This window comes from Pseudomonas sp. Irchel s3a12, assembly GCF_900187485.1.
GTDB classification, from domain to species: Bacteria; Pseudomonadota; Gammaproteobacteria; order Pseudomonadales; family Pseudomonadaceae; genus Aquipseudomonas; species Aquipseudomonas neuropathica.
The window spans coordinates 151,061-170,476 of the sequence record NZ_FYDN01000003.1 but is presented as its reverse complement, the minus strand read 5'-3'; the positions used below and the strand labels follow the sequence as shown (position 1 = coordinate 170,476).

Below are 19,416 nucleotides of genomic sequence, written 5' to 3'. Positions count from 1 at the left end.
GCAGGATGCCAAAGTCTGACTAGGCTTCGCATATCTACTATTCAGAGGGAAATGCCATGGGAATTATCGGAACCATCTTTATCGGCTTGATCGTCGGCCTGCTGGCGCGGTTCCTGAAACCGGGCGATGACAGCATGGGCTGGATCATGACCATCCTGCTCGGTATCGGCGGTTCGCTGGCAGCCACCTACGGCGGCCAGGCTCTGGGCATCTATCACGCAGGCGAGGGCGCAGGTTTCATCGGCGCACTGGTCGGCGCTATCGTGTTGCTGGTGATCTACGGCCTGATCAAAAAGAACTGATCCAAAGCGACAAAGCCCTCTCTGCCAAAGTGGCCGGGAGGGCTAGAATGCTCGGCGATTTACTGTTCTTTCCTTTCTATACCGAGCACCTTCATGCGCCGTCTTCTGTTGACTCTCCTTTTCCTGGGCAGCGGTTTGGCCCACGCCGGCGAACTGCCGGAAACCGACTGGCTCGAATTGATGCCCAAGTCGGACCAAAAGGCCCTCGAGGCCATGCCTGAAATCGACCACAACTCCCCGGAAGCCACCGGCACCTTCACTGAGAAGGGCGGGATGAAGCAGGCCAAAGGTCTGCCGGCGGTGATGTATTCGACCAAAACCGTGGCGTCGATGAATGACAAGCACATCCGCATCGGTGGTTACCCGGTGCCGCTGGAATCCGACGCCAAGGGTCGCAGCACGCTGTTCTTCCTCGTGCCGTATCCGGGCGCATGTATCCACGTGCCGCCACCGCCGCCGAATCAACTGGTGCTGGTGCGTTATCCGAAAGGCTTGAAGCTGGATGATATCTACACACCGCTGTGGGTGACCGGCACGCTGAAGGTCGAGAAGGTCAGCAATGATCTGGCCGATGCGGCGTATGCGCTGGAAGCCGACAAGGTGCGGGTGGTGCAGGAATCTGATCTCTAACAATCACCACGAAGCAACTGTGGGAGCGAGCCTGCTCGCGAAAGCGGTGTATCAGACATTTGAATGTTGACTGATACAACGCCTTCGCGAGCAGGCTCGCTCCCACATTTTGTATTGCGGTGCTGGTTAGAGCGGTTTGCTGGCGACGCTGACGCCCATGGTATGGCTCGCCCCCGGCGCCAGCGTGACGATGTCATCCATCACATTCGCCGTCTCAATGCACAGCATGCGCTGCCAGCCATCGTTATCCATGTCGGCCAGCGCGGCGGCGCGGTCGATCCACGGGTTCCAGATCACCGCCGTGCGTGAGCCGGTAGCCGTCAGCACAATGCGTCGTTCCCAGGCCGGGTCGATGATGCTCAGTTGTGGTGGAGCATCGAGATAGATGCGGTCGGTTTCACCGGCAAAATGCAGGTCGCCTTGCTGACTGTGGGTTTTCCAGTCGTCCAGCGTCTCGATGTAATTCAAACCATCCACGCCATCGACATGCACATTGCGCACGTCACTGACCGCGAAGTAAGTGTGCAGCGCCTGGCTCAGGCTGACACTGTCACTGCCACGGTTATGGCTGGTCAGGCTGAAACTCAGTTGCTCGGACAAATGCAGGGTCAGGGTCAGATCGACCTGATGCGGCCAGCCCGGCAGGCCACCTTCGGGGTAAGGCAGCTTGAATTCGACCTTGACGCCGTCAGCCTCTGATTCGATGCCGCCCAACTCCCAATCCATCGCCCGCACCAGACCGTGCGCGGGTGCCGGTTGCTCACCGGTATACATGGCCTGCACGCTCTGCGGGTTGCGCTCGAACTTGCCGAACCACGGCCAGCACACCGGTACACCGGCGCGGATACTTTTGCCGGTCTTGAACTCGGCCTTGTCGTTGAGCCAGATGATCGGCGGCTGGCCATCGATCTGATAACTGAGGATGTGCGCGCCTTGCTGGGCCACCAGCACTTCGGCCTGACCGTGGCGGATGCGCCAGCAGTTCAGTTCATCCAGTTTCACGGCTTCAACGTTGGGCGTGTTCATGGGACAGCTCTCGATCAGTAACAAGGACAACTATCGACCGTAAAACGGCGACGATGTTTAACGCGCGCGTGGTGGAACCGAGCGAGTGCGACCGCTGCCGTCGATGGCGACGAAGACGAAGACCGCTTCGGTGACTTTACGCCACTCGCTGGACAACGGGTCGTCGCTCCACACTTCGACCATCATCTGGATCGAGCTACGGCCGATTTCCAGGGTCTGGGTATAAAAGGACAATTGCGCGCCGACAGCCACAGGCACAAGGAACGCCATGCGGTCGATGGCGACGGTGGCGACGCGGCCGCCAGCGACACGGCTGGCCATTGCGGTGCCGGCCAAATCCATCTGTGCCACCAGCCAGCCGCCGAAAATATCGCCAAAGCCGTTGGTTTCGCGTGGGAGTGCGGTGATTTGCAGGGCCAGGTCGCCTTGCGGAATTGGATCTTCTTGTTCGAGCTCTATCATGCCGGGGGTGCCTCTGACCCGTGACTCTTCGTTGGTATTGCTGGTGGTAGCCGTCTTCGGGAAAAACGATTCAGCACCGAACATACTACGTTCGTCACGTTTTCCATCAGGCGCCTAAGGAGAAACTCTGCGAAACCGGCTAATCCCGAGCAAAGGCCGGGCCAACGACGTTTTCGCACAGCAACCCCCTACAAACCGGAGCAGGTTGCGAGTATATCGGTCGGTAGACTCCGCGACGACCATCCGGTTCTCATTTCGACCGTCAAATACGCACCTCTATGTGCTTTTTCGAACAATTTGCTATGGTGCCGAACCTGCCCAAGCCACCGCCAGCGTTGTTGTGGCGGCAGATCCGACTATAAGAGAAGCCCTTGCCATGACCACAGCGCCTTCGAGCCTCGCGCAGCCCGAGCAACCCGCACGACCGTTGACCCGCAATGACTACAAGACTCTATCGCTGTCCGCCCTTGGCGGCGCGCTGGAATTCTACGATTTCATCATCTTCGTCTTCTTCGCCACTGTGGTCGGCAAGCTGTTCTTCCCCGCCGACATGCCCGAGTGGCTGCGCCTGATGCAGACCTTCGGCATTTTCGCCGCCGGCTATCTGGCGCGACCGCTGGGCGGCATCGTCATGGCGCACTTCGGCGACCTGCTGGGGCGCAAGAAGATGTTCACCCTGAGCATTTTCATGATGGCCGTGCCGACCCTGATCATGGGTCTGCTGCCAACCTACGCGCAGATCGGCCTGTGGGCGCCAATCCTTCTTCTATTGATGCGGGTGATTCAAGGCGCGGCAATTGGCGGTGAAGTGCCGGGCGCGTGGGTCTTCGTTTCCGAACACGTACCGCAAAAGCACATGGGTTACGCCTGTGGCACCCTCACCAGCGGCCTGACCGCCGGCATTTTGCTCGGCTCGCTGGTCGCCACCGCGATCAACAGCATTTATACGCCTGTCGAGGTTGCCGATTACGCGTGGCGGATCCCGTTCCTGCTCGGTGGCGTGTTCGGCCTGTTCTCGGTCTACCTGCGTCGCTGGCTGCACGAAACCCCGGTGTTCGCCGAACTGCAATTGCGCAAGGCGCTGGCCGAAGAAGTACCGCTGCGCGCGGTGCTGCGTGATCATCGCGGCGCGATTGCGATTTCAATGCTGCTGACCTGGTTGCTGTCGGCCGGCATCGTTGTGGTGATCCTGATGACCCCGACCGTGCTGCAAACGGTCTATCACTTCACGCCGACCGAGTCGTTGCAATCGAACAGTCTGGCGATTGTGTTCCTGAGCATCGGCTGCATCATTTCCGGTGCACTGGCGGATCGCTTTGGTGCCGGTCGCGTGTTTGTGTTTGGCTGCCTGGGCTTGCTGATCAGCTCGTGGACCTTCTATCACAGCCTTGCCGATCACCCGAACTGGTTGTTCCCGCTGTACGCGTTGACCGGTTTTCTGGTCGGCACCATCGGTGCGGTGCCATATGTGATGGTTAAAGCGTTTCCACCGGTGGTGCGTTTCAGCGGATTGTCGTTCTCGTACAACGTGGCTTATGCGATTTTCGGTGGGTTGACGCCGATGGTGGTGAGTCTGCTGCTGAAAGAAAGCGCGATGGGCCCGGCCTACTACGTGGCAGTGCTGTGTGCGATGGGGATTCTGGTCGGGGCGTGGCTCTGGAAGAAGGGGCGCTGATTTTCTCTCCCGCCTGATCGTTCCCACGCTCCGCGTGGGAATGCATCCTGTGACGCTCCGCGTCACCTCTCAAATGCGGACGCAGAGCGTCCATGGCGGCGTTCCCACGCAGAGAGTGGGAAAGATCTGTCGCGACATGCTGGCCTTTCATCCAATTGTCATATTTCAGCCATAGAGTGTTCACACGGCCTGCTGATACTTGGCCCCGACTTAACACACCCTATCTGCTAGGAGTAAGGCATGAAACTGAAGCGTTTGATGGCGGCAATGACTTTTGTCGCTGCTGGCGTTGCGACTGCCAACGCGTTCGCCGCTGTTGACCCTGCTATCCCGAGCTACACCAAGACCACTGGTGTGTCGGGCAACCTGTCCAGCGTCGGCTCCGATACCCTGGCCAACCTCATGACCCTGTGGGCTGAGAACTACAAAAAAGAATACCCGAACGTAAACATCCAGATTCAGGCCGCTGGCTCCGCCACTGCGCCACCTGCGCTGACTGAAGGCACCTCCAACCTGGGCCCGATGAGCCGCAAGATGAAGGACACCGAACTGGCGGCCTTCGAGCAGAAGTACGGCTACAAGCCAACCGCTATCCCGGTTGCCGTGGACGCCCTGGCTGTGTTCGTGCACAAGGACAACCCGATCCAGCACCTGACCATGGAACAGGTTGATGCGATCTTCTCGTCCACCCGTCTGTGCGGCGCCAAAGCCGACGTGAAAACCTGGGGTGACCTGGGCGTGACCGGCGACCTGGCCAACAAGCCAGTACAACTCTTCGGTCGTAACTCGGTATCCGGCACCTATGGCTACTTCAAAGAAGAAGCCCTGTGCAAAGGCGACTACAAACCAAACGTCAACGAACAACCAGGTTCGGCGTCGGTGGTGCAGTCGATCAGCTCCTCGCTGAACGGCATCGGTTACTCGGGTATCGGTTACAAGACCGCCAGCGTGAAAACCGTGCCATTGGCCAAGAAAGGCAGCACTGACTTCATCGAAGACACCGAAGAAAACGCCCTGAACGGCAAGTACCCGCTGTCGCGTTTCCTCTACGTTTACGTCAACAAAGCCCCGAACAAGCCTCTGGCTCCGCTGGAAGCTGAGTTCGTGAAGCTGGTGCTGTCGAAACAGGGCCAGGAAGTTGTGGTGAAAGACGGTTACATCCCGTTGCCAGCCAAGGTTGCTGCAAAAGCACTGGCTGACCTGGGTCTGCAGGAAGGCGGCGCTGTCGCAAAGAAGTAACAAATTGAGTCCAGGGTGAACCCCACCGGACTCAGGTAAAAGGCCGGACCTGCGCGCAGGCCGGCCTTTTCCACACCTCAAATTTTTGATCCTCTGCCAGTCCCGCTGGCGGTGGATTTGCTGCGTCACTGCATTGTCATCTTTCTGTCATACAGGATCGCTAGGGTGAGCGCATGAATGATCTGGCCAATTCCCAAATGACTACTAATCCTCCCAAGCGCATTGACTTCAATACGCCTGAGCTGCAACGCAAGCGCCGCATTCGTGCGCTCAAGGATCGCTTCACCCGCTGGTACGTCCTCGTTGGCGGTCTCGCGGTGCTGGCAGCCATTACCCTGATCTTTTTCTTCCTCGCCTACGTGGTCGCGCCGCTGTTTCAGGGTGCCGACCTCACAGCGAAAGACTCGATCACCCCGGCCTGGATGCAGGACGCCGGCAAGCCACTGATGATTTCGCTCGAAGAGCAGAATCAGGTGGCCATGCGCGTTTCCGACAAAGGCCAGGCATTGTTCTTTGATATCGACAGTGGCGCTGAACTGAAGCGCGTCGATCTGCCAGTGCCTGCCGGCGCAACCGTGACCTCGATTGGTGAAGACCAGCCGGGCCATCCGCTGGTAGCCGTGGGTCTGTCCAACGGTCAGGCGCTGGTGTTCCGCCACACCTATAAAGTCAGCTACCCCGATGGCAAGAAAACCATCAGCCCGGCCATCGAGTATCCGTATGGCGAGACGCCGATCGCGCTGAACGAAGCCGGCGGCGCGCTGGAGCATGTCAGCCTGAACGCCACCGACACGACGTTGATGCTGGTCGGTTCGACCGGTTCGCAACTCAATGTGCTGTCGCTGACCAGCGAAGAAAACATGATGACTGGCGAAGTCACCAACGAGCAGAAGCGTATCGATCTGCCGCAAATGACTGAGCCGGTGAAAAACATCTTCGTCGACCCGCGCCAGCAGTGGCTGTACGTGGTCAACGGTCGCGCTCAGGCCGATGTGTTCAGCCTGCGCGACAAGAGCCTCAACGGTCGCTACAAACTGCTGGAAAACGCTGACGCCGAAGTCACCGCGACCACGCAACTGGTCGGTGGTATCTCGCTGATCGTCGGTGACTCCAAGGGTGGTCTGGCCCAGTGGTTCATGGCCCGTGACACCGATGGTGAGCTGCGCCTGAAGCAGATCCGCACTTTCCAGATGGGCACCACGCCGATCGTTGAAATCACCGCCGAAGAGCGTCGCAAGGGCTTCCTTGCTCTGGATGCTAGCGGCAAGCTTGGCGTGTTCCACAGCACCGCGCATCGCACCTTGCTGGTCGATCAAGTGGTAGAAGGCCAGGGCGTGTTCGGTCTTTCGCCACGTGCCAACCGTGTCATCGTCGAAGCCGACGGCAAGCTGCAACCGCTTCTGCTCGACAACCCGCACCCGGAAGTTTCCTGGAGCGCGCTGTGGAGCAAGGTCTGGTACGAGAACTACGACGAGCCAAAATACGTCTGGCAATCGACCGCCGCCAACACCGATTTCGAACCGAAACTGAGCCTGTCGCCACTGACCTTCGGCACTCTGAAAGCTGCGTTCTACGCCATGCTGCTCGCTGCTCCACTGGCCGTTGCCGCTGCGATCTACACCGCGTACTTCATGGCCCCGGGCATGCGCCGCAAGGTCAAGCCGGTGATCGAGCTGATGGAAGCGATGCCGACGGTGATCCTCGGTTTCTTCGCCGGTCTGTTCCTCGCGCCTTATGTAGAAGGGCATCTGCCGGGCATCTTCAGCCTGCTGATGTTACTGCCGATCGGCATCCTGGTCGCCGGCTTCACCTTCAGCCGCCTGCCTGAATCGATCCGTCTGAAAGTCCCGGATGGCTGGGAAAGTGCGCTGCTGATTCCGGTGATCCTGTTTGTGGGCTGGTTGTCGCTGTACATGAGTCCGTTCATGGAGAACTGGTTCTTCGGCGGTGACATGCGCATGTGGATCTCTCACGACCTGGGCATTACCTACGACCAGCGCAACGCTCTGGTGGTCGGTCTGGCCATGGGTTTCGCGGTGATCCCGAACATCTACTCGATCGCTGAAGACGCCGTGTTCAGTGTGCCGCGTGGCCTGACCCTCGGCTCGCTGGCGCTGGGTGCCACGCCGTGGCAGACCATGACCCGCGTGGTGATCCTGACCGCCAGCCCGGGGATCTTCTCGGCGCTGATGATCGGCATGGGCCGTGCGGTCGGCGAAACCATGATCGTGTTGATGGCCACCGGTAACACCCCGGTCATGGAAATGAACCTGTTCGAAGGCCTGCGCACTCTGGCGGCCAACGTCGCGGTGGAAATGCCCGAGTCGGAAGTCGGCGGCAGCCACTACCGCGTGCTGTTCCTCTCGGCGCTGGTGCTGCTGTTGTTCACCTTCGTCATGAACACCCTGGCAGAACTGATTCGTCAGCGTCTGCGCAAGAAATACTCGTCGCTTTAAGCAAAGGTAGAAGTCTGTGAAACAGAACTCCCTGAAAGGATGGTTCAAGAGCGGCGCCCCGGGCGTCTGGATCAGCGGTGGCGCGGTGTCCATCGCGGTCATCATGACCATTGGCCTGCTGGCGGTGATTGCCGTGCGCGGTCTGGGTCACTTCTGGCCGGCGGATCTGGTGCATGCCAGCTACGACGTGCCGGGCCAGGCCCAGCATCTTGTGGTCGGCGAAGTGGTACAGAAAGAAGAAGTGCCGCGTGCTCGCCTGAAGAGCGCCGGATTGCCGGTGCCTGACGTCGGCCCGGAATTCATGACCCGCGAGCTGATCAAGGTCGGCAACCGGGATCTGAATGGCAACGACTTCACCTGGGTCGTCGGTGAGTGGCTGACCAACCAGACTACGCCGCCCGAGTTGATGGCGATCGAACGTCGCGAGTGGGGCAACTTCTACGGCTATCTGGTCAACGTCAAACAGGACGGCAAGGTCATCGCCGAAGGCGAGGCTGCGTGGCCAGAGCTGCAAGCGCGGATCAACCGTGTGAACGGTCTGGCGGCGCAACTGAAGTCGCTGGAAAAGACCGACATCGGTGCAATCAACGCAGGGCTGGAGCGCATCCGTCTGCACGGTCGCAAACTGGAACTGGAAGGCAAGCTCGACGCCACCGCGCAAGCGGACATGGAATCTGAGCGTGCCGAGCTGAATGCGCGTTATCAGGACATCGAAGCGCGGCTTGCCGATCTGCATGCACAGTTCAATCGCGATGCCTTGACCGCTCGCGATGCCAACGGCAAAGAGATTGAAATCGGTCTGGGCAAAGTGGTTCACGCCTACCAGCCAAACGCGATGAGCACCTTCACCAAGGTCGGTTTCTACTTCAGCAAGATCTGGGAATTCCTTTCGGACGACCCGCGTGAAGCCAACACCGAAGGCGGGATTTTCCCGGCGATCTTTGGCACCGTGATGATGACGCTGATCATGGCGATGATCGTCACCCCGTTCGGTGTGCTGGCGGCGGTGTACCTGCGTGAATACGCCAAACAGAACACCCTGACGCGGATCATCCGTATCGCGGTGAACAACCTCGCTGGCGTTCCGGCGATCGTTTACGGCGTGTTCGGTCTGGGCTTCTTCGTTTACGTACTCGGTGGTTCGGTCGACCGCTTGTTCTTCCCCGAAGCACTGCCGGCACCGACCTTCGGTACACCGGGTCTGCTCTGGGCCTCGCTGACGCTGGCGCTGCTGGCGGTGCCGGTAGTGATCGTCGCGACTGAAGAAGGTCTGGCACGTATTCCGCGCACCGTGCGTGAAGGTTCGCTGGCACTGGGTGCGACCAAGGCTGAAACCTTGTGGAAGATCGTCATCCCGATGGCCAGCCCGGCAATGATGACTGGCATGATCCTCGCCGTGGCCCGCGCCGCCGGTGAAGTGGCGCCGCTGATGCTGGTGGGTGTGGTGAAACTGGCGCCGTCGCTGCCGGTGGACGGCAACTACCCGTACCTGCACCTGGATCAGAAGATCATGCACTTGGGCTTCCACATCTATGACGTCGGCTTCCAGAGCCCGAACGTCGAAGCGGCGCGTCCGCTGGTGTACGCCACGGCGCTGTTGCTGGTGCTGGTGATCGCGACGTTGAACCTGTCGGCGGTGTATATCCGTAACCACCTGCGCGAAAAATACAAAGCTTTGGACAGTTAACACAAACCCTGTGGGAGCTGGCTTGCCAGCGATGCAGGCGACGCGGTGTTTCAGTTACACCGCAGTGATGCCATCGCTGGCAAGCCAGCTCCCACAGGGACCGCGACAAAAACTGAATTTGCGTTACCCGCTGGTTTGGCCAGCGGTTCAACAAACCGAATTTGTTAGCACAGGGAGCCTCCCATGCAGCACGAAACACATACCCACGGCATCAACATGTCCGCCCTGGGCCGCGACAAGCAGAGCCTCAATCTGGCGCAGGAAACCGTGGCCATCGAAGTACCCGGCCTGAGCCTGTACTACGGCGAGAAACAAGCGCTGTTCGACGTCAGCATGAACATCCCGAAGCAGCGCGTGACCGCGTTCATCGGCCCGTCCGGCTGCGGTAAGTCGACCTTGCTGCGCACTTTCAACCGCATGAACGACCTGGTTGACGGCTGCCGCGTAGAAGGCGCGATCAACCTGTATGGCAACAACATCTATCGCAAGGGCGAAGACGTTGCCGAGCTGCGTCGTCGCGTCGGCATGGTGTTCCAGAAGCCCAACCCGTTCCCGAAGACCATCTACGAAAACGTCGTTTACGGTCTGCGCATCCAGGGCATCAACAAGAAGCGCGTCCTCGACGAAGCGGTCGAGTGGGCGTTGAAGGGCGCGGCGTTGTGGGACGAAGTCAAAGACCGCCTGCATGAATCGGCACTCGGCCTGTCCGGTGGTCAGCAGCAGCGTCTGGTCATCGCCCGCACCATCGCGGTTGAGCCGGAAGTGCTGCTGCTCGACGAACCGTGCTCGGCCCTCGACCCGATCTCGACGCTGAAAGTCGAAGAGCTGATCTACGAGCTGAAGTCCAAGTTCACCATCGTTATCGTTACGCACAACATGCAACAGGCCGCGCGGGTGTCCGACTACACGGCGTTCATGTACATGGGCAAACTGGTGGAATTTGGCGACACCGATACCCTGTTCACCAATCCGGCGAAGAAGCAGACCGAAGACTACATCACCGGTCGTTATGGCTGACAGTTGCGGGTTATTCACAGAATTGACGCTGCGGCCCACCGCACCTTACCGGACGCTCCAAGGACGCCAACATGATTAGTAAAGAAGGCCTTACCCACCACATCTCCGCGCAGTTCAACGCTGAGCTTGAGGAAGTGCGCAGCCACCTCCTGGCCATGGGCGGGCTGGTCGAGAAGCAGGTCAACGACGCGGTCACCGCACTGATCGAAGCCGACTCCGGTCTGGCTCAGCAAGTGCGCGAGATCGATGACCAGATCAACCAGATGGAGCGCAACATCGACGAAGAATGCCTGCGCATTCTCGCCCGTCGTCAGCCGGCGGCGTCCGACTTGCGTTTGATCATCAGCATTTCCAAGTCGGTGATCGACCTGGAGCGCATCGGTGATGAAGCGACCAAGATCGCTCGCCGCGCCATTCAGCTGTGCGAAGAAGGTGAAGCGCCGCGTGGTTATGTCGAGGTTCGCCACATCGGCGACCAGGTGCGCAACATGGTCCGCGATGCGCTGGACGCGTTTGCCCGTTTCGACGCTGATCTGGCGTTGTCGGTGGCGCAGTACGACAAGATCATCGACCGCGAATACAAGACCGCCCTGCGTGAGCTGGCGACCTACATGATGGAAGACCCGCGCTCTATCTCGCGGGTCTTGAGCATTATCTGGGTGCTGCGTTCGCTGGAACGCATCGGCGATCACGCGCGCAACATCTCCGAACTGGTCATCTACCTGGTGCGCGGCACCGACGTGCGCCACATGGGCCTCAAGCGCATGAAAGAAGAAGTTGAAGGCACAAGCGGCGAAACCGCTAATGTTCCGGGCAATGCTGACGATAAGTAAGATTGCCTGAGAAAAGCGCCCGGCCCTTTGGCCGGGCGTTTTTGTTTGTGCTTTTCATGGGCAGATTCGATTAAAAAGCAGCACCCGCGAACGAAAAGTCCCGGCGTGACTGAAGAGTTTTGGCAATGTGCCATCAGCCAGCGTTATGCTTGCCGGGATTTTAATAGGGGTGTTGGATGAGCAAGATCAGTGTGTTGGTCGTGGACGATGCTTCGTTCATTCGTGACCTGGTGAAAAAGTGCCTGCGTAATTACTTCCCGGGGATCCGCACCGAGGACGCCGTCAACGGTAAAAAGGCTCAGGCTATGCTGGCCAGGGAAGCATTCGACCTGGTCCTGTGCGACTGGGAAATGCCGGAAATGTCCGGGCTCGAACTGCTGACCTGGTGCCGCGAGCAAGACAACCTCAAGACCATGCCATTCGTCATGGTCACCAGCCGTGGCGACAAGGAAAACGTCGTGCAGGCGATTCAGGCCGGCGTTTCCGGCTACGTCAGCAAGCCGTTCACCAACGAGCAACTGCTGACCAAGGTCAAACAGGCGCTGAACAAGGTCGGCAAGCTCGACACCCTGATGAACAGCGCGCCAACCAAAATGAACTCGGCGTTCGGCAACGATTCCCTCAGCGCCTTGACCGGTGGCAAGCCTGCCGTGGTAGGCGGCGCCCCGGCAGCTGCGGCGGTCAACCCGTTCGCCAAACCGGCTGCTGCCGCACCAGCGCCGGCTGCTGCGCCATCCCGTGGCCTGCTCAACAGCCCTCCGGTCAAGGCTCCAGCCGCCGCATCCGCTCCGGCCAGTGGTCGCGGTCAGGGCCAATTGCGTCTGCCAAGCGGTACTCAGCAATGCGTGATCAAGGCTCTGAGCATCAAGGAAGCGTTGTTGGTGGTGAAACGCACCGACACCCTGCCGCAGATCCTCGACAGCGCCGTGCTCGATCTGGAGCAGGGTGACAACGCTGAAATCGCCCGTCTCAATGGCTATTTGCACGCGGTTGTCGCTTTTGAGCCGAAACCGGACAGCGACTGGCTGCAACTGACCTTCCGTTTCGTCGATCAGGACGCGCAGAAACTCGACTACATCTCGCGCCTGATCGCCCGCGGCACGGCGCAGAAGCACTTCGTTCCCGGCGCGTGATCACAGCTTTACACTGATCGTTCCCACGCTCTGCGTGGGAATGCCTCAACCGGACGCTCCGCGTCCTCTCGCATGGGACGCAGAGCGTCCCGGGCTGCATTCCCACGCAGAGCGTGGGGACGATCATTTGAAACATCTGTCGACTAGCCTGGTCTGCTTCACCTGCTAGGCTCATTCCCAGGCCTTACTTCGACAGACTCTTGCCCATGCTCGCACGCCTGCTGTTTTTCTGTGGTCTCTTCGTGGCCTCCACATCGGCTGTGGCCATGACCATTTACAAATCCACCGATGCCAACGGCGTGGTCTCCTACAGTGACCGGCCGAGCAAAGGCGCGCAGGTGTTCGTCTTTCAAGACCGCATGGTCGAGCGCCTGGAGCGGCAGGTGTACCTCGACATCAAGAAGCAGAAGGGCACTGACGTGGTCTTCGTGCGCAACGATCTGTATGCGCCGGTCAAAATTGCCTTGGCATTCACCGGGCTGAGCAATGTGCGCGGTGCGCCGGCGCAAACCATCCACCGGGTGCTGCCGGCGCGCAGCAACACGCGGTTGGCGTTGCTGACGGCGATATCCGGCAAGCAGCCGCTGGTGTATACGCCGCAGTTCCATTACTCCCTCGGCGACCCCACAGGCATCGCGCAGGGCTATCGCTATCCACTGCCATGGCGTGGCGGGCCGTTTCGTCTGAGTCAGGGCGCCAACGGTCAGTACAGTCACTATGGGCCGAAGAATCGCTATGCGATGGACATCGCCATGCCGGTGGGCACGCCGATCATTGCCGCGCGGGCCGGGGTGGTGGTGAAGACCGAAAACTCGCAGAGCGGGCGCGGTTCGGATGCGTCCGGCAATTTCGTGCGCGTGCTGCATGACGACGGCACCATGGGCGTGTACCTGCACCTCAAGCAAGGCTCGGTGAGCGTACGCGAAGGGCAACGGGTGGCGGTGGGCAGTTCGCTGGCCTTGTCGGGCAACACCGGCAACAGCAGCGGCCCGCACCTGCACTTTGTGGTGCAGCGCAATACTAGCGAGGGGCTGGTGTCGATTCCGTATCAGTTCATCCAGCCGCTGGGGGCGTTGCCCAACTTTGCGTTGGGCAAGCAATAAGCCTCTAAAAGCAAAAGATCGCAGCCTGCGGCAGCTCCTACAGGGGGTTCACATTCCCATGTAGGAGCTGCCGCAGGCTGCGATCTTTTAGCAGGCAACGCGGTTTCCCGCATTGCACTCAATCCAGCATCAACACCTTCGCCAGCACAATCTTCGGCCCTTTCATCTTCTTGATGATGATGCGCAGGCCTTCGACTTCCAGCACTTCTTCCTCTTCCGGCACCCGTTTCAGGGTTTCGTAGACCAGCCCGGCGAGGGTTTCCGCTTCGATGTGATCAAGGTCGATGCCCAGCAGGCGTTCCACCTTGAACAGCGGCGTGTCACCACGCACCAAGAGCTTGCCCGGCTGATAGGCGAGGATCCCGCGCTCAGCCTTGCGGTGTTCGTCCTGAATGTCGCCGACCAGCACTTCCAGCACGTCTTCCATGGTCAGGTAGCCGATGATGTTGCCGTCAGCCTCCTCGACCACAGCGAAGTGCGAGCCGCCCTTGCGGAACTGCTCCAGCAACTGCGACAGCGGCATGTGCCGCGACACGCGCTCCAGGGGACGGGTCAGCTCAGCCAGGTTGAACGACTCGGGAATGTGGTCCAGCGCCGCCAGTTCCAGCAGCAGATCCTTGATGTGCAGCAGGCCGACGAACTCCTGGCGCTCACTGTCGTACACCGGGTAACGGCTGAACTTGTGACGACGGAACATCGCGAGGATTTCTTTCAGCGGCGCGTTGAATTCAAGCGTGATCAGGTCTTCGCGGGAGTTGGCCCAGTCGACCACTTCCAGCTCGCCCATTTCCACCGCCGACGCCAGAACGCGCATGCCCTGATCGCTCGGATCCTGGCCACGGCTGGAGTGCAGGATCAGTTTCAGTTCTTCGCGGCTGTAATGGTGTTCATGGTGCGGACCGGGTTCGCCTTGCCCTGCGATACGCAGAATCGCGTTGGCGCTGGCGTTGAGCAGGTAAATCGCCGGGTACATCGCCCAGTAGAACAGGTACAGCGGCACCGCCGTCCACAGCGACAGCAACTCGGGTTTGCGGATCGCCCACGACTTCGGGGCCAGCTCACCGACCACGATGTGCAGGTACGAAATGATGAAGAACGCGGTGAAGAACGACACGCCTTTGACAATCTCAGGCGACTGCACGCCGACCGCGCTCAGCAGCGGCTCGAGAATGTGCGCGAAGGCCGGCTCACCGACCCAGCCCAGGCCAAGGGAGGCGAGGGTAATACCGAGCTGACACGCCGAGAGATACGCATCGAGCTGACTGTGTACGGTGCGCAGGATGTGCCCGCGCCAGCCGTTCTGATCAGCGATGGCCTCGACCCGGGTCGAGCGCAGTTTGACCATGGCAAATTCCGCCGCAACGAAAAAGCCGTTGAGCAAAACCAGGATCAGAGCGAAAAGGATCATGCCGAAGTCGGCGAAAATTGTAGCGAGGGACAAGCCAGGGGAAGGGTCCATGATGGAGTTTTGCGGGTTCCGTGTGATTCAAAAGAGAGAAAAGTCGCGCCTGAAAGGCAGGCACAAGTCAGCCAATGTAGCGGCTGACATGGCGATTGCCTAGTGGCGAGTGCCGGTCGGTCTTACTCGGCGGCGCTGATGGCTCGCGCCTGAGCCACCTGAGCCGGGGCGAAATGGCAGGTGAACGTGCTGCCGTGACCGGGCACGCTGCTGATCTCCATGCGCGCGCGGTGGCGCAGCAACACGTGTTTGACGATGGCCAGGCCAAGCCCGGTGCCGCCGGTATTGGAGTTGCGGCTGGAGTCGACGCGGTAGAAACGTTCGGTCAGGCGCGGCAGGTGTTTGCTGTCGATGCCGATGCCGGAATCCTGCACGCTCAGGTGTGCGCCTTGATCGTCACCCCACCAGCGAATGCGGATGTTGCCCTCGGCCGGGGTGTACTTCACCGCGTTGAACACCAGATTGGAAAACGCACTGCGCAACTCCGCCTCGCTGCCCTTGAGCAACAGGCCGGCATCGGCTTCGAGGCTGATGCGCTGTTTTTTCGCGCCGGACAATTGCTGCGCATCGCTCTTGATCGATTGCAGCAGGGTGTCGATCTGCACTGGCTGGTTGTCCGACGGGTAATCGGTGGCTTCGAGTTTCGCCAGCAACAACAAATCATTGAGCAGCGTCTGCATGCGTCCGCCCTGTTGCTGCATCTGCTGCAGCGCGCGACTCCAGCGCGGATTCACTTCCTCGACGTTGTCGAGCAGGGTTTCCAGGTAGCCGCAGATCACTGTCAGCGGCGTGCGCAATTCGTGGGAGACGTTGGCAATGAAATCTTTGCGCATCTGTTCCAGCTGATGGATACGCGTGACGTCGCGCACCAGCATCAAGTGTTCGTTGTTGCCGTAGCGGGTCAGGTACAGCTGAATGCGCACGCGATCGTTGGTTGGCGAGGGGATTTCCAGCGGCTCGGCGTAGCTGTCCTGCTCGAAGTACTCCTTGAAACGCGGATGGCGCACCAGGTTGGTCACCGGTTGGCCGCTGTCCTGGGGGGTCTTGAGGCCAAGCAAGGTTTCGGCGGCGCGGTTCCACCATTCCAGATTGCCGTCGCTGTCGAGCATGATCACCGCGTCTTTCAGCGCAGCGGTGGATTCCTGCACCCGGTCGATCACCGCTTGCAGGCGCCCGCGCACGCGCTGATCGCGGCGTTGCAAATGGTAGATGCTGTCGAACACTTCGCCCCACAGGCCATAGCCATCGGGCGGTGCTTCGTCGGGTTGATGCTGGCGCAGCCATTCGTGCAGACGCAGCAATTGCTTGAGCGTCCAGGCCAGATAAATCCCCAGGCCCGCGGCGAGGCTCCAGCCGTAATAGCCGGTGATCAGGCCGATCACCAGGCAGGCGGTGACCAACAGCAGCATGTGGCGAATCAGGGTGCCATGCCAGTTTTGATTCACGGAAAATACGGTCCTTGTCAGCGAGTCTGGCGGTCGGATCAGGCCTTGGTGGAAAACCGGTAGCCGGTGCCGCGCACGGTTTGTACCAGATTTTCGTAGGCGTCGCCGAGCGCCTTGCGCAGGCGCCGGATGTGCACGTCGACGGTGCGCTCTTCAACATAGACGTTGCCGCCCCAGACCTGATCCAGCAACTGGCCACGGGTGTAGGCGCGTTCCTGGTGGGTCATGAAGAATTGCAGCAGACGGTATTCGGTCGGGCCCATTTCGGCGGGTTTGCCGTCGATGGTCACGCGGTGGCTGATCGGGTCGAGCAGCAGGCCGCCGACTTCGATCGGCGCTTCGCCGTCGGTCGGGCCGGCGCGGCGCAACACGGCTTTGAGGCGGGCGACCAGTTCGCGCGGGGAAAACGGTTTGGTGATGTAGTCGTCGGCGCCGACTTCAAGACCCTGGATCTTGTTGTCCTCTTCGCCCTTGGCGGTGAGCATGATGATCGGGATGTCCCCGGTCAGCTCGTCACGCTTGAGACGACGGGCCAGTTCGATGCCGGAGGTGCCGGGCAGCATCCAGTCGAGCAGGATCAGGTCCGGCTTGCGGTCGACGATGATGGCGTGGGCCTGCTGCGAGTTCTCTGCCTCGAGGCAGTCATAGCCGGCCATTTCCAACGCAACGGCGATCATTTCGCGAATGGGCGCTTCGTCGTCGACGATCAGAATGCTCCTGCCAACCATGCCTTAATCCTCTTGTCATTTAACTGTCTTGCGCCGCATTAGATAACGGAATTATTGCAGTCGTGTGACAGTATTTTAGTCCGGCGGCGATTGTGCAAATCCTCAACTAAGCTCTAAGTCCGAATCCTGACAACCACAAAAGAAGGTTTCCATGACTCAAATGACTGTTTCTTTCAAAGCCATGCTGATGGCTGCTGCCCTGACTCTGCCTGGATTTGTACTGGCCGCGGATCCTGCGATGGAGAAGGACGGCATGTACACCGATCACAAGGGCATGACTCTGTACACCTTCGCCAAGGACTCGGGCGGCAAGTCGATGTGCAACGACAAATGCGCAACGAACTGGCCTCCGTTGATGGCGACGGCGGGTGACAAGTCGATGGGTGACTGGACTGTCATCAAGCGCGACGACGGCTCAATGCAGTGGGCCTATCAAGGCATGCCGCTGTACACCTTCGTGATGGACAAGAAGGCCGGTGACATGACCGGTGACGGCAAAATGGACGGCGCCTGGAAAGTCGCCAAAGCCAAATAAACGCGGTCCCTTGTAGGAGTGAGCCTGCTCGCGATAGCGGTGTATCAGTCGGCATTTTCGTTAACTGATACACCGCTATCGCGAGCAGGCTCACTCCTACATTGATTTGCGTTCAGCGCAACGCGTAATCCAGCACGATCCCGACGAAAATCGCCAATCCAGCCCAATGGTTGTGCAAAAACGCTTTGAAGCAGCGCATCCGGTCGCGATCCCGCGTGTACCAGAATTCCCACGCATAACACCCGGCAGCCACCAGCAAGCCAAGATGGAACCAGATTCCCAGCTCAAATTTGGATCCCGCCAGCATCAGGCAGCCCAGCGACAATGCCTGCAAACTCAGGATGATCACCCGGTCCGCCTCGCCAAACAGAATCGCCGTGGATTTCACGCCAATCTTCAAATCGTCATCGCGATCGGTCATCGCGTAATAGGTGTCGTAACCCACCGTCCACAGCAGGTTGGCGATCCACAGCAGCCACGCTGCCGCCGGCAGTTCACCGGTCTCGGCCGTGAACGCCATCGGCATGCCCCACGAAAACGCCGCGCCCAGCACCACTTGCGGGTAATAGGTGTAGCGCTTCATGAACGGATAAGTGAAGGCCAACGCCAGACCACCGAGCGACAGCCAGATCGTCGGTGCATTGGTGCACAGCACCAGCAGAAAACTCACGCCCATCAACAGGGCGAAGAACACCAGCGCTTCTTTCGAACTGATCTTGCCGCTGGCCAGCGGTCGCTGCGCGGTGCGTTTGACGTGGCCGTCGACCTTGCGGTCGGCCCAGTCGTTGATCACGCAACCGCCGGCGCGGGTCAGTACCACGCCGAGGACGAAAATCACCACGTTGGCCAGCGACGGCGAGCCTTTGCCGGCAATCCACAGGGCCCAAAGGGTTGGCCACAGCAGCAGATAAATGCCGATCGGCTTGTCCATCCGGGTCAACTGAATGAAGTCCCACGCGCGCGGGTTCAAGCGGTTCAGCGACTTGAGCAGGCTCTGATACATCAGCAGTTCTCCGGATGGGCGCGAGCGGTGCGCCACAGGCTCGGCAGGAAGATTTCCGCGACCAGTACGCTCAAAGCGCCACGGTCGAAACGCGAACGCCGACCCCACAGCTCAGGCGCCTTCACGTCTGGCGGCAACCATTGTTCAGGGTAGTGACAAACTTCGAGGGCGCGACGCTGGAAGGCCTGATCGCAAAACAGCAATTCGCCCAGCGAGCGGCTGCCCAGCTCATCCATGTGCAAGCCGTCGCCTTGCAAGGCGGCGCGCGAAGCGACGCTGCGGGCAAACAACCAAGCCTCGCCGTGACCGCGCAAATACACCTCGCGCACCCAGCCTTCGCTGCCTTCGGCCAACTCCAGCGCCGCGCATTCGTCGGCGCGCAGAGTGTCCCAGCCTTCGAACAACGGCGTGACGCTGAAGCCATCATCGGACAGCCGGGTCAGTCGGCGGGTGAGGGAGCCTTCGTCGAACAGCCAGTCGAGGGTCAACGAATCGGGGAGGGGCGTCAGTCGGCTTTGAGTCAGCCAGAGCGGGGCCGGGCAGGCATTTGAATGTTGCACAATGAGTCATTATTGGCCGCAAATGAGGCGGCGAGCTTAACATGGTGGCCGCCGATATTGATTGATCCGGGTCGCCGTTGCGCCGAACAGGCTTGCATCTGCCCGGCTCCATCAGTACAAAAC

Annotated in this window: 18 protein-coding genes; 11 read left to right on the top strand and 7 right to left on the bottom strand. The window is 59.9% G+C overall.

Annotated elements, in window-relative coordinates; all coding sequences use genetic code 11:
- Positions 1-56 precede the first annotated feature (56 nt).
- Together CKW14_RS06990 and CKW14_RS06985 are read left to right on the top strand one after the other, a co-directional pair.
- Positions 57-302 (top strand): GlsB/YeaQ/YmgE family stress response membrane protein, encoded by a 246-nt coding sequence (locus tag CKW14_RS06990; protein ID WP_007920223.1) that lies wholly within the window; start codon positions 57-59, stop codon positions 300-302.
- A 93-nt stretch (positions 303-395) separates the two neighbouring features.
- The gene (locus tag CKW14_RS06985; protein WP_007920225.1) at positions 396-932 is read left to right on the top strand and encodes a DUF3299 domain-containing protein; all 537 of its coding nucleotides are present in this window, start codon (positions 396-398) and stop codon (positions 930-932) included.
- Between the two features lie 126 nt (positions 933-1,058).
- Here CKW14_RS06985 and CKW14_RS06980 read toward each other — a convergent pair whose 3' ends face one another.
- Together CKW14_RS06980 and CKW14_RS06975 are read right to left on the bottom strand one after the other, a co-directional pair.
- On the bottom strand, positions 1,059-1,958 hold the full coding sequence (locus CKW14_RS06980) for a D-hexose-6-phosphate mutarotase (RefSeq protein ID WP_095125046.1): 900 nt from the start codon (positions 1,956-1,958) through the stop codon (positions 1,059-1,061).
- Between the two features lie 57 nt (positions 1,959-2,015).
- A complete protein-coding gene (locus CKW14_RS06975; protein WP_003229628.1) occupies positions 2,016-2,420 on the bottom strand; it encodes an acyl-CoA thioesterase in 405 nt (134 codons plus the stop codon).
- Between the two features lie 376 nt (positions 2,421-2,796).
- On the opposite strand from CKW14_RS06975, the gene CKW14_RS06970 reads away from it, so the two are divergent.
- The 8 genes from CKW14_RS06970 to CKW14_RS06935 all read left to right on the top strand — a co-directional run bounded on the left by CKW14_RS06970 (position 2,797) and on the right by CKW14_RS06935 (position 13,563).
- The gene (locus tag CKW14_RS06970) at positions 2,797-4,095 is read left to right on the top strand and encodes an MFS transporter (protein ID WP_095049641.1); all 1,299 of its coding nucleotides are present in this window, start codon (positions 2,797-2,799) and stop codon (positions 4,093-4,095) included.
- Positions 4,096-4,335: 240 nt separating this feature from the next.
- Entirely contained in the window at positions 4,336-5,334 is a 999-nt protein-coding gene (locus CKW14_RS06965) for a phosphate ABC transporter substrate-binding protein PstS (RefSeq protein ID WP_038359380.1), read from the top strand.
- A gap of 422 nt (positions 5,335-5,756) precedes the next feature.
- Positions 5,757-7,790, top strand: coding sequence for an ABC transporter permease subunit (locus CKW14_RS06960; RefSeq protein ID WP_176471262.1), 2,034 nt, complete (start codon positions 5,757-5,759; stop codon positions 7,788-7,790).
- Positions 7,791-7,806: 16 nt separating this feature from the next.
- Positions 7,807-9,477 (top strand): phosphate ABC transporter permease PstA, encoded by a 1,671-nt coding sequence (gene pstA / locus CKW14_RS06955; protein WP_095049643.1) that lies wholly within the window; start codon positions 7,807-7,809, stop codon positions 9,475-9,477.
- A 183-nt stretch (positions 9,478-9,660) separates the two neighbouring features.
- A complete protein-coding gene (gene pstB, locus CKW14_RS06950; RefSeq protein ID WP_095049644.1) occupies positions 9,661-10,494 on the top strand; it encodes a phosphate ABC transporter ATP-binding protein PstB in 834 nt (277 codons plus the stop codon).
- Positions 10,495-10,565: 71 nt separating this feature from the next.
- Positions 10,566-11,327 carry a phosphate signaling complex protein PhoU gene (gene phoU, locus CKW14_RS06945; RefSeq protein ID WP_016985766.1) on the top strand — a complete coding sequence of 254 codons (762 nt, stop codon included), beginning with the start codon at positions 10,566-10,568 and terminating at the stop codon, positions 11,325-11,327.
- 176 nt (positions 11,328-11,503) lie between these two features.
- Positions 11,504-12,460: a response regulator gene (locus tag CKW14_RS06940; RefSeq protein ID WP_095049645.1), complete on the top strand. Its 957-nt coding sequence runs from the start codon at positions 11,504-11,506 to the stop codon at positions 12,458-12,460.
- Positions 12,461-12,666: 206 nt separating this feature from the next.
- Positions 12,667-13,563, top strand: a complete 897-nt coding sequence (locus CKW14_RS06935; protein ID WP_095049646.1) for a M23 family metallopeptidase — start codon at positions 12,667-12,669, stop codon at positions 13,561-13,563.
- 118 nt (positions 13,564-13,681) lie between these two features.
- Here the strand turns inward: CKW14_RS06935 and CKW14_RS06930 are convergent, their stop codons facing one another.
- From CKW14_RS06930 to phoB, 3 genes are all read right to left on the bottom strand, one after another.
- Entirely contained in the window at positions 13,682-15,022 is a 1,341-nt protein-coding gene (locus tag CKW14_RS06930; RefSeq protein WP_007920256.1) for a hemolysin family protein, read from the bottom strand.
- Positions 15,023-15,144: 122 nt separating this feature from the next.
- Positions 15,145-16,431, bottom strand: a complete 1,287-nt coding sequence (gene phoR, locus CKW14_RS06925; protein ID WP_256587191.1) for a phosphate regulon sensor histidine kinase PhoR — start codon at positions 16,429-16,431, stop codon at positions 15,145-15,147.
- Between the two features lie 74 nt (positions 16,432-16,505).
- Positions 16,506-17,195 (bottom strand): phosphate regulon transcriptional regulator PhoB, encoded by a 690-nt coding sequence (gene phoB / locus CKW14_RS06920; protein ID WP_007896474.1) that lies wholly within the window; start codon positions 17,193-17,195, stop codon positions 16,506-16,508.
- Between the two features lie 151 nt (positions 17,196-17,346).
- Here phoB and CKW14_RS06915 point away from each other — a divergent pair, with 151 nt between their 5' ends.
- Positions 17,347-17,730: a hypothetical protein gene (locus tag CKW14_RS06915; RefSeq protein ID WP_095049648.1), complete on the top strand. Its 384-nt coding sequence runs from the start codon at positions 17,347-17,349 to the stop codon at positions 17,728-17,730.
- Between the two features lie 112 nt (positions 17,731-17,842).
- Here the strand turns inward: CKW14_RS06915 and ubiA are convergent, their stop codons facing one another.
- Positions 17,843-18,733: a 4-hydroxybenzoate octaprenyltransferase gene (gene ubiA / locus CKW14_RS06910; protein ID WP_093429631.1), complete on the bottom strand. Its 891-nt coding sequence runs from the start codon at positions 18,731-18,733 to the stop codon at positions 17,843-17,845.
- Positions 18,733-19,293: a chorismate lyase gene (locus tag CKW14_RS06905; protein ID WP_095125044.1), complete on the bottom strand. Its 561-nt coding sequence runs from the start codon at positions 19,291-19,293 to the stop codon at positions 18,733-18,735. Before CKW14_RS06905 ends, ubiA begins: the two co-directional genes overlap by 1 nt.
- Positions 19,294-19,416: the final 123 nt, after the last annotated feature.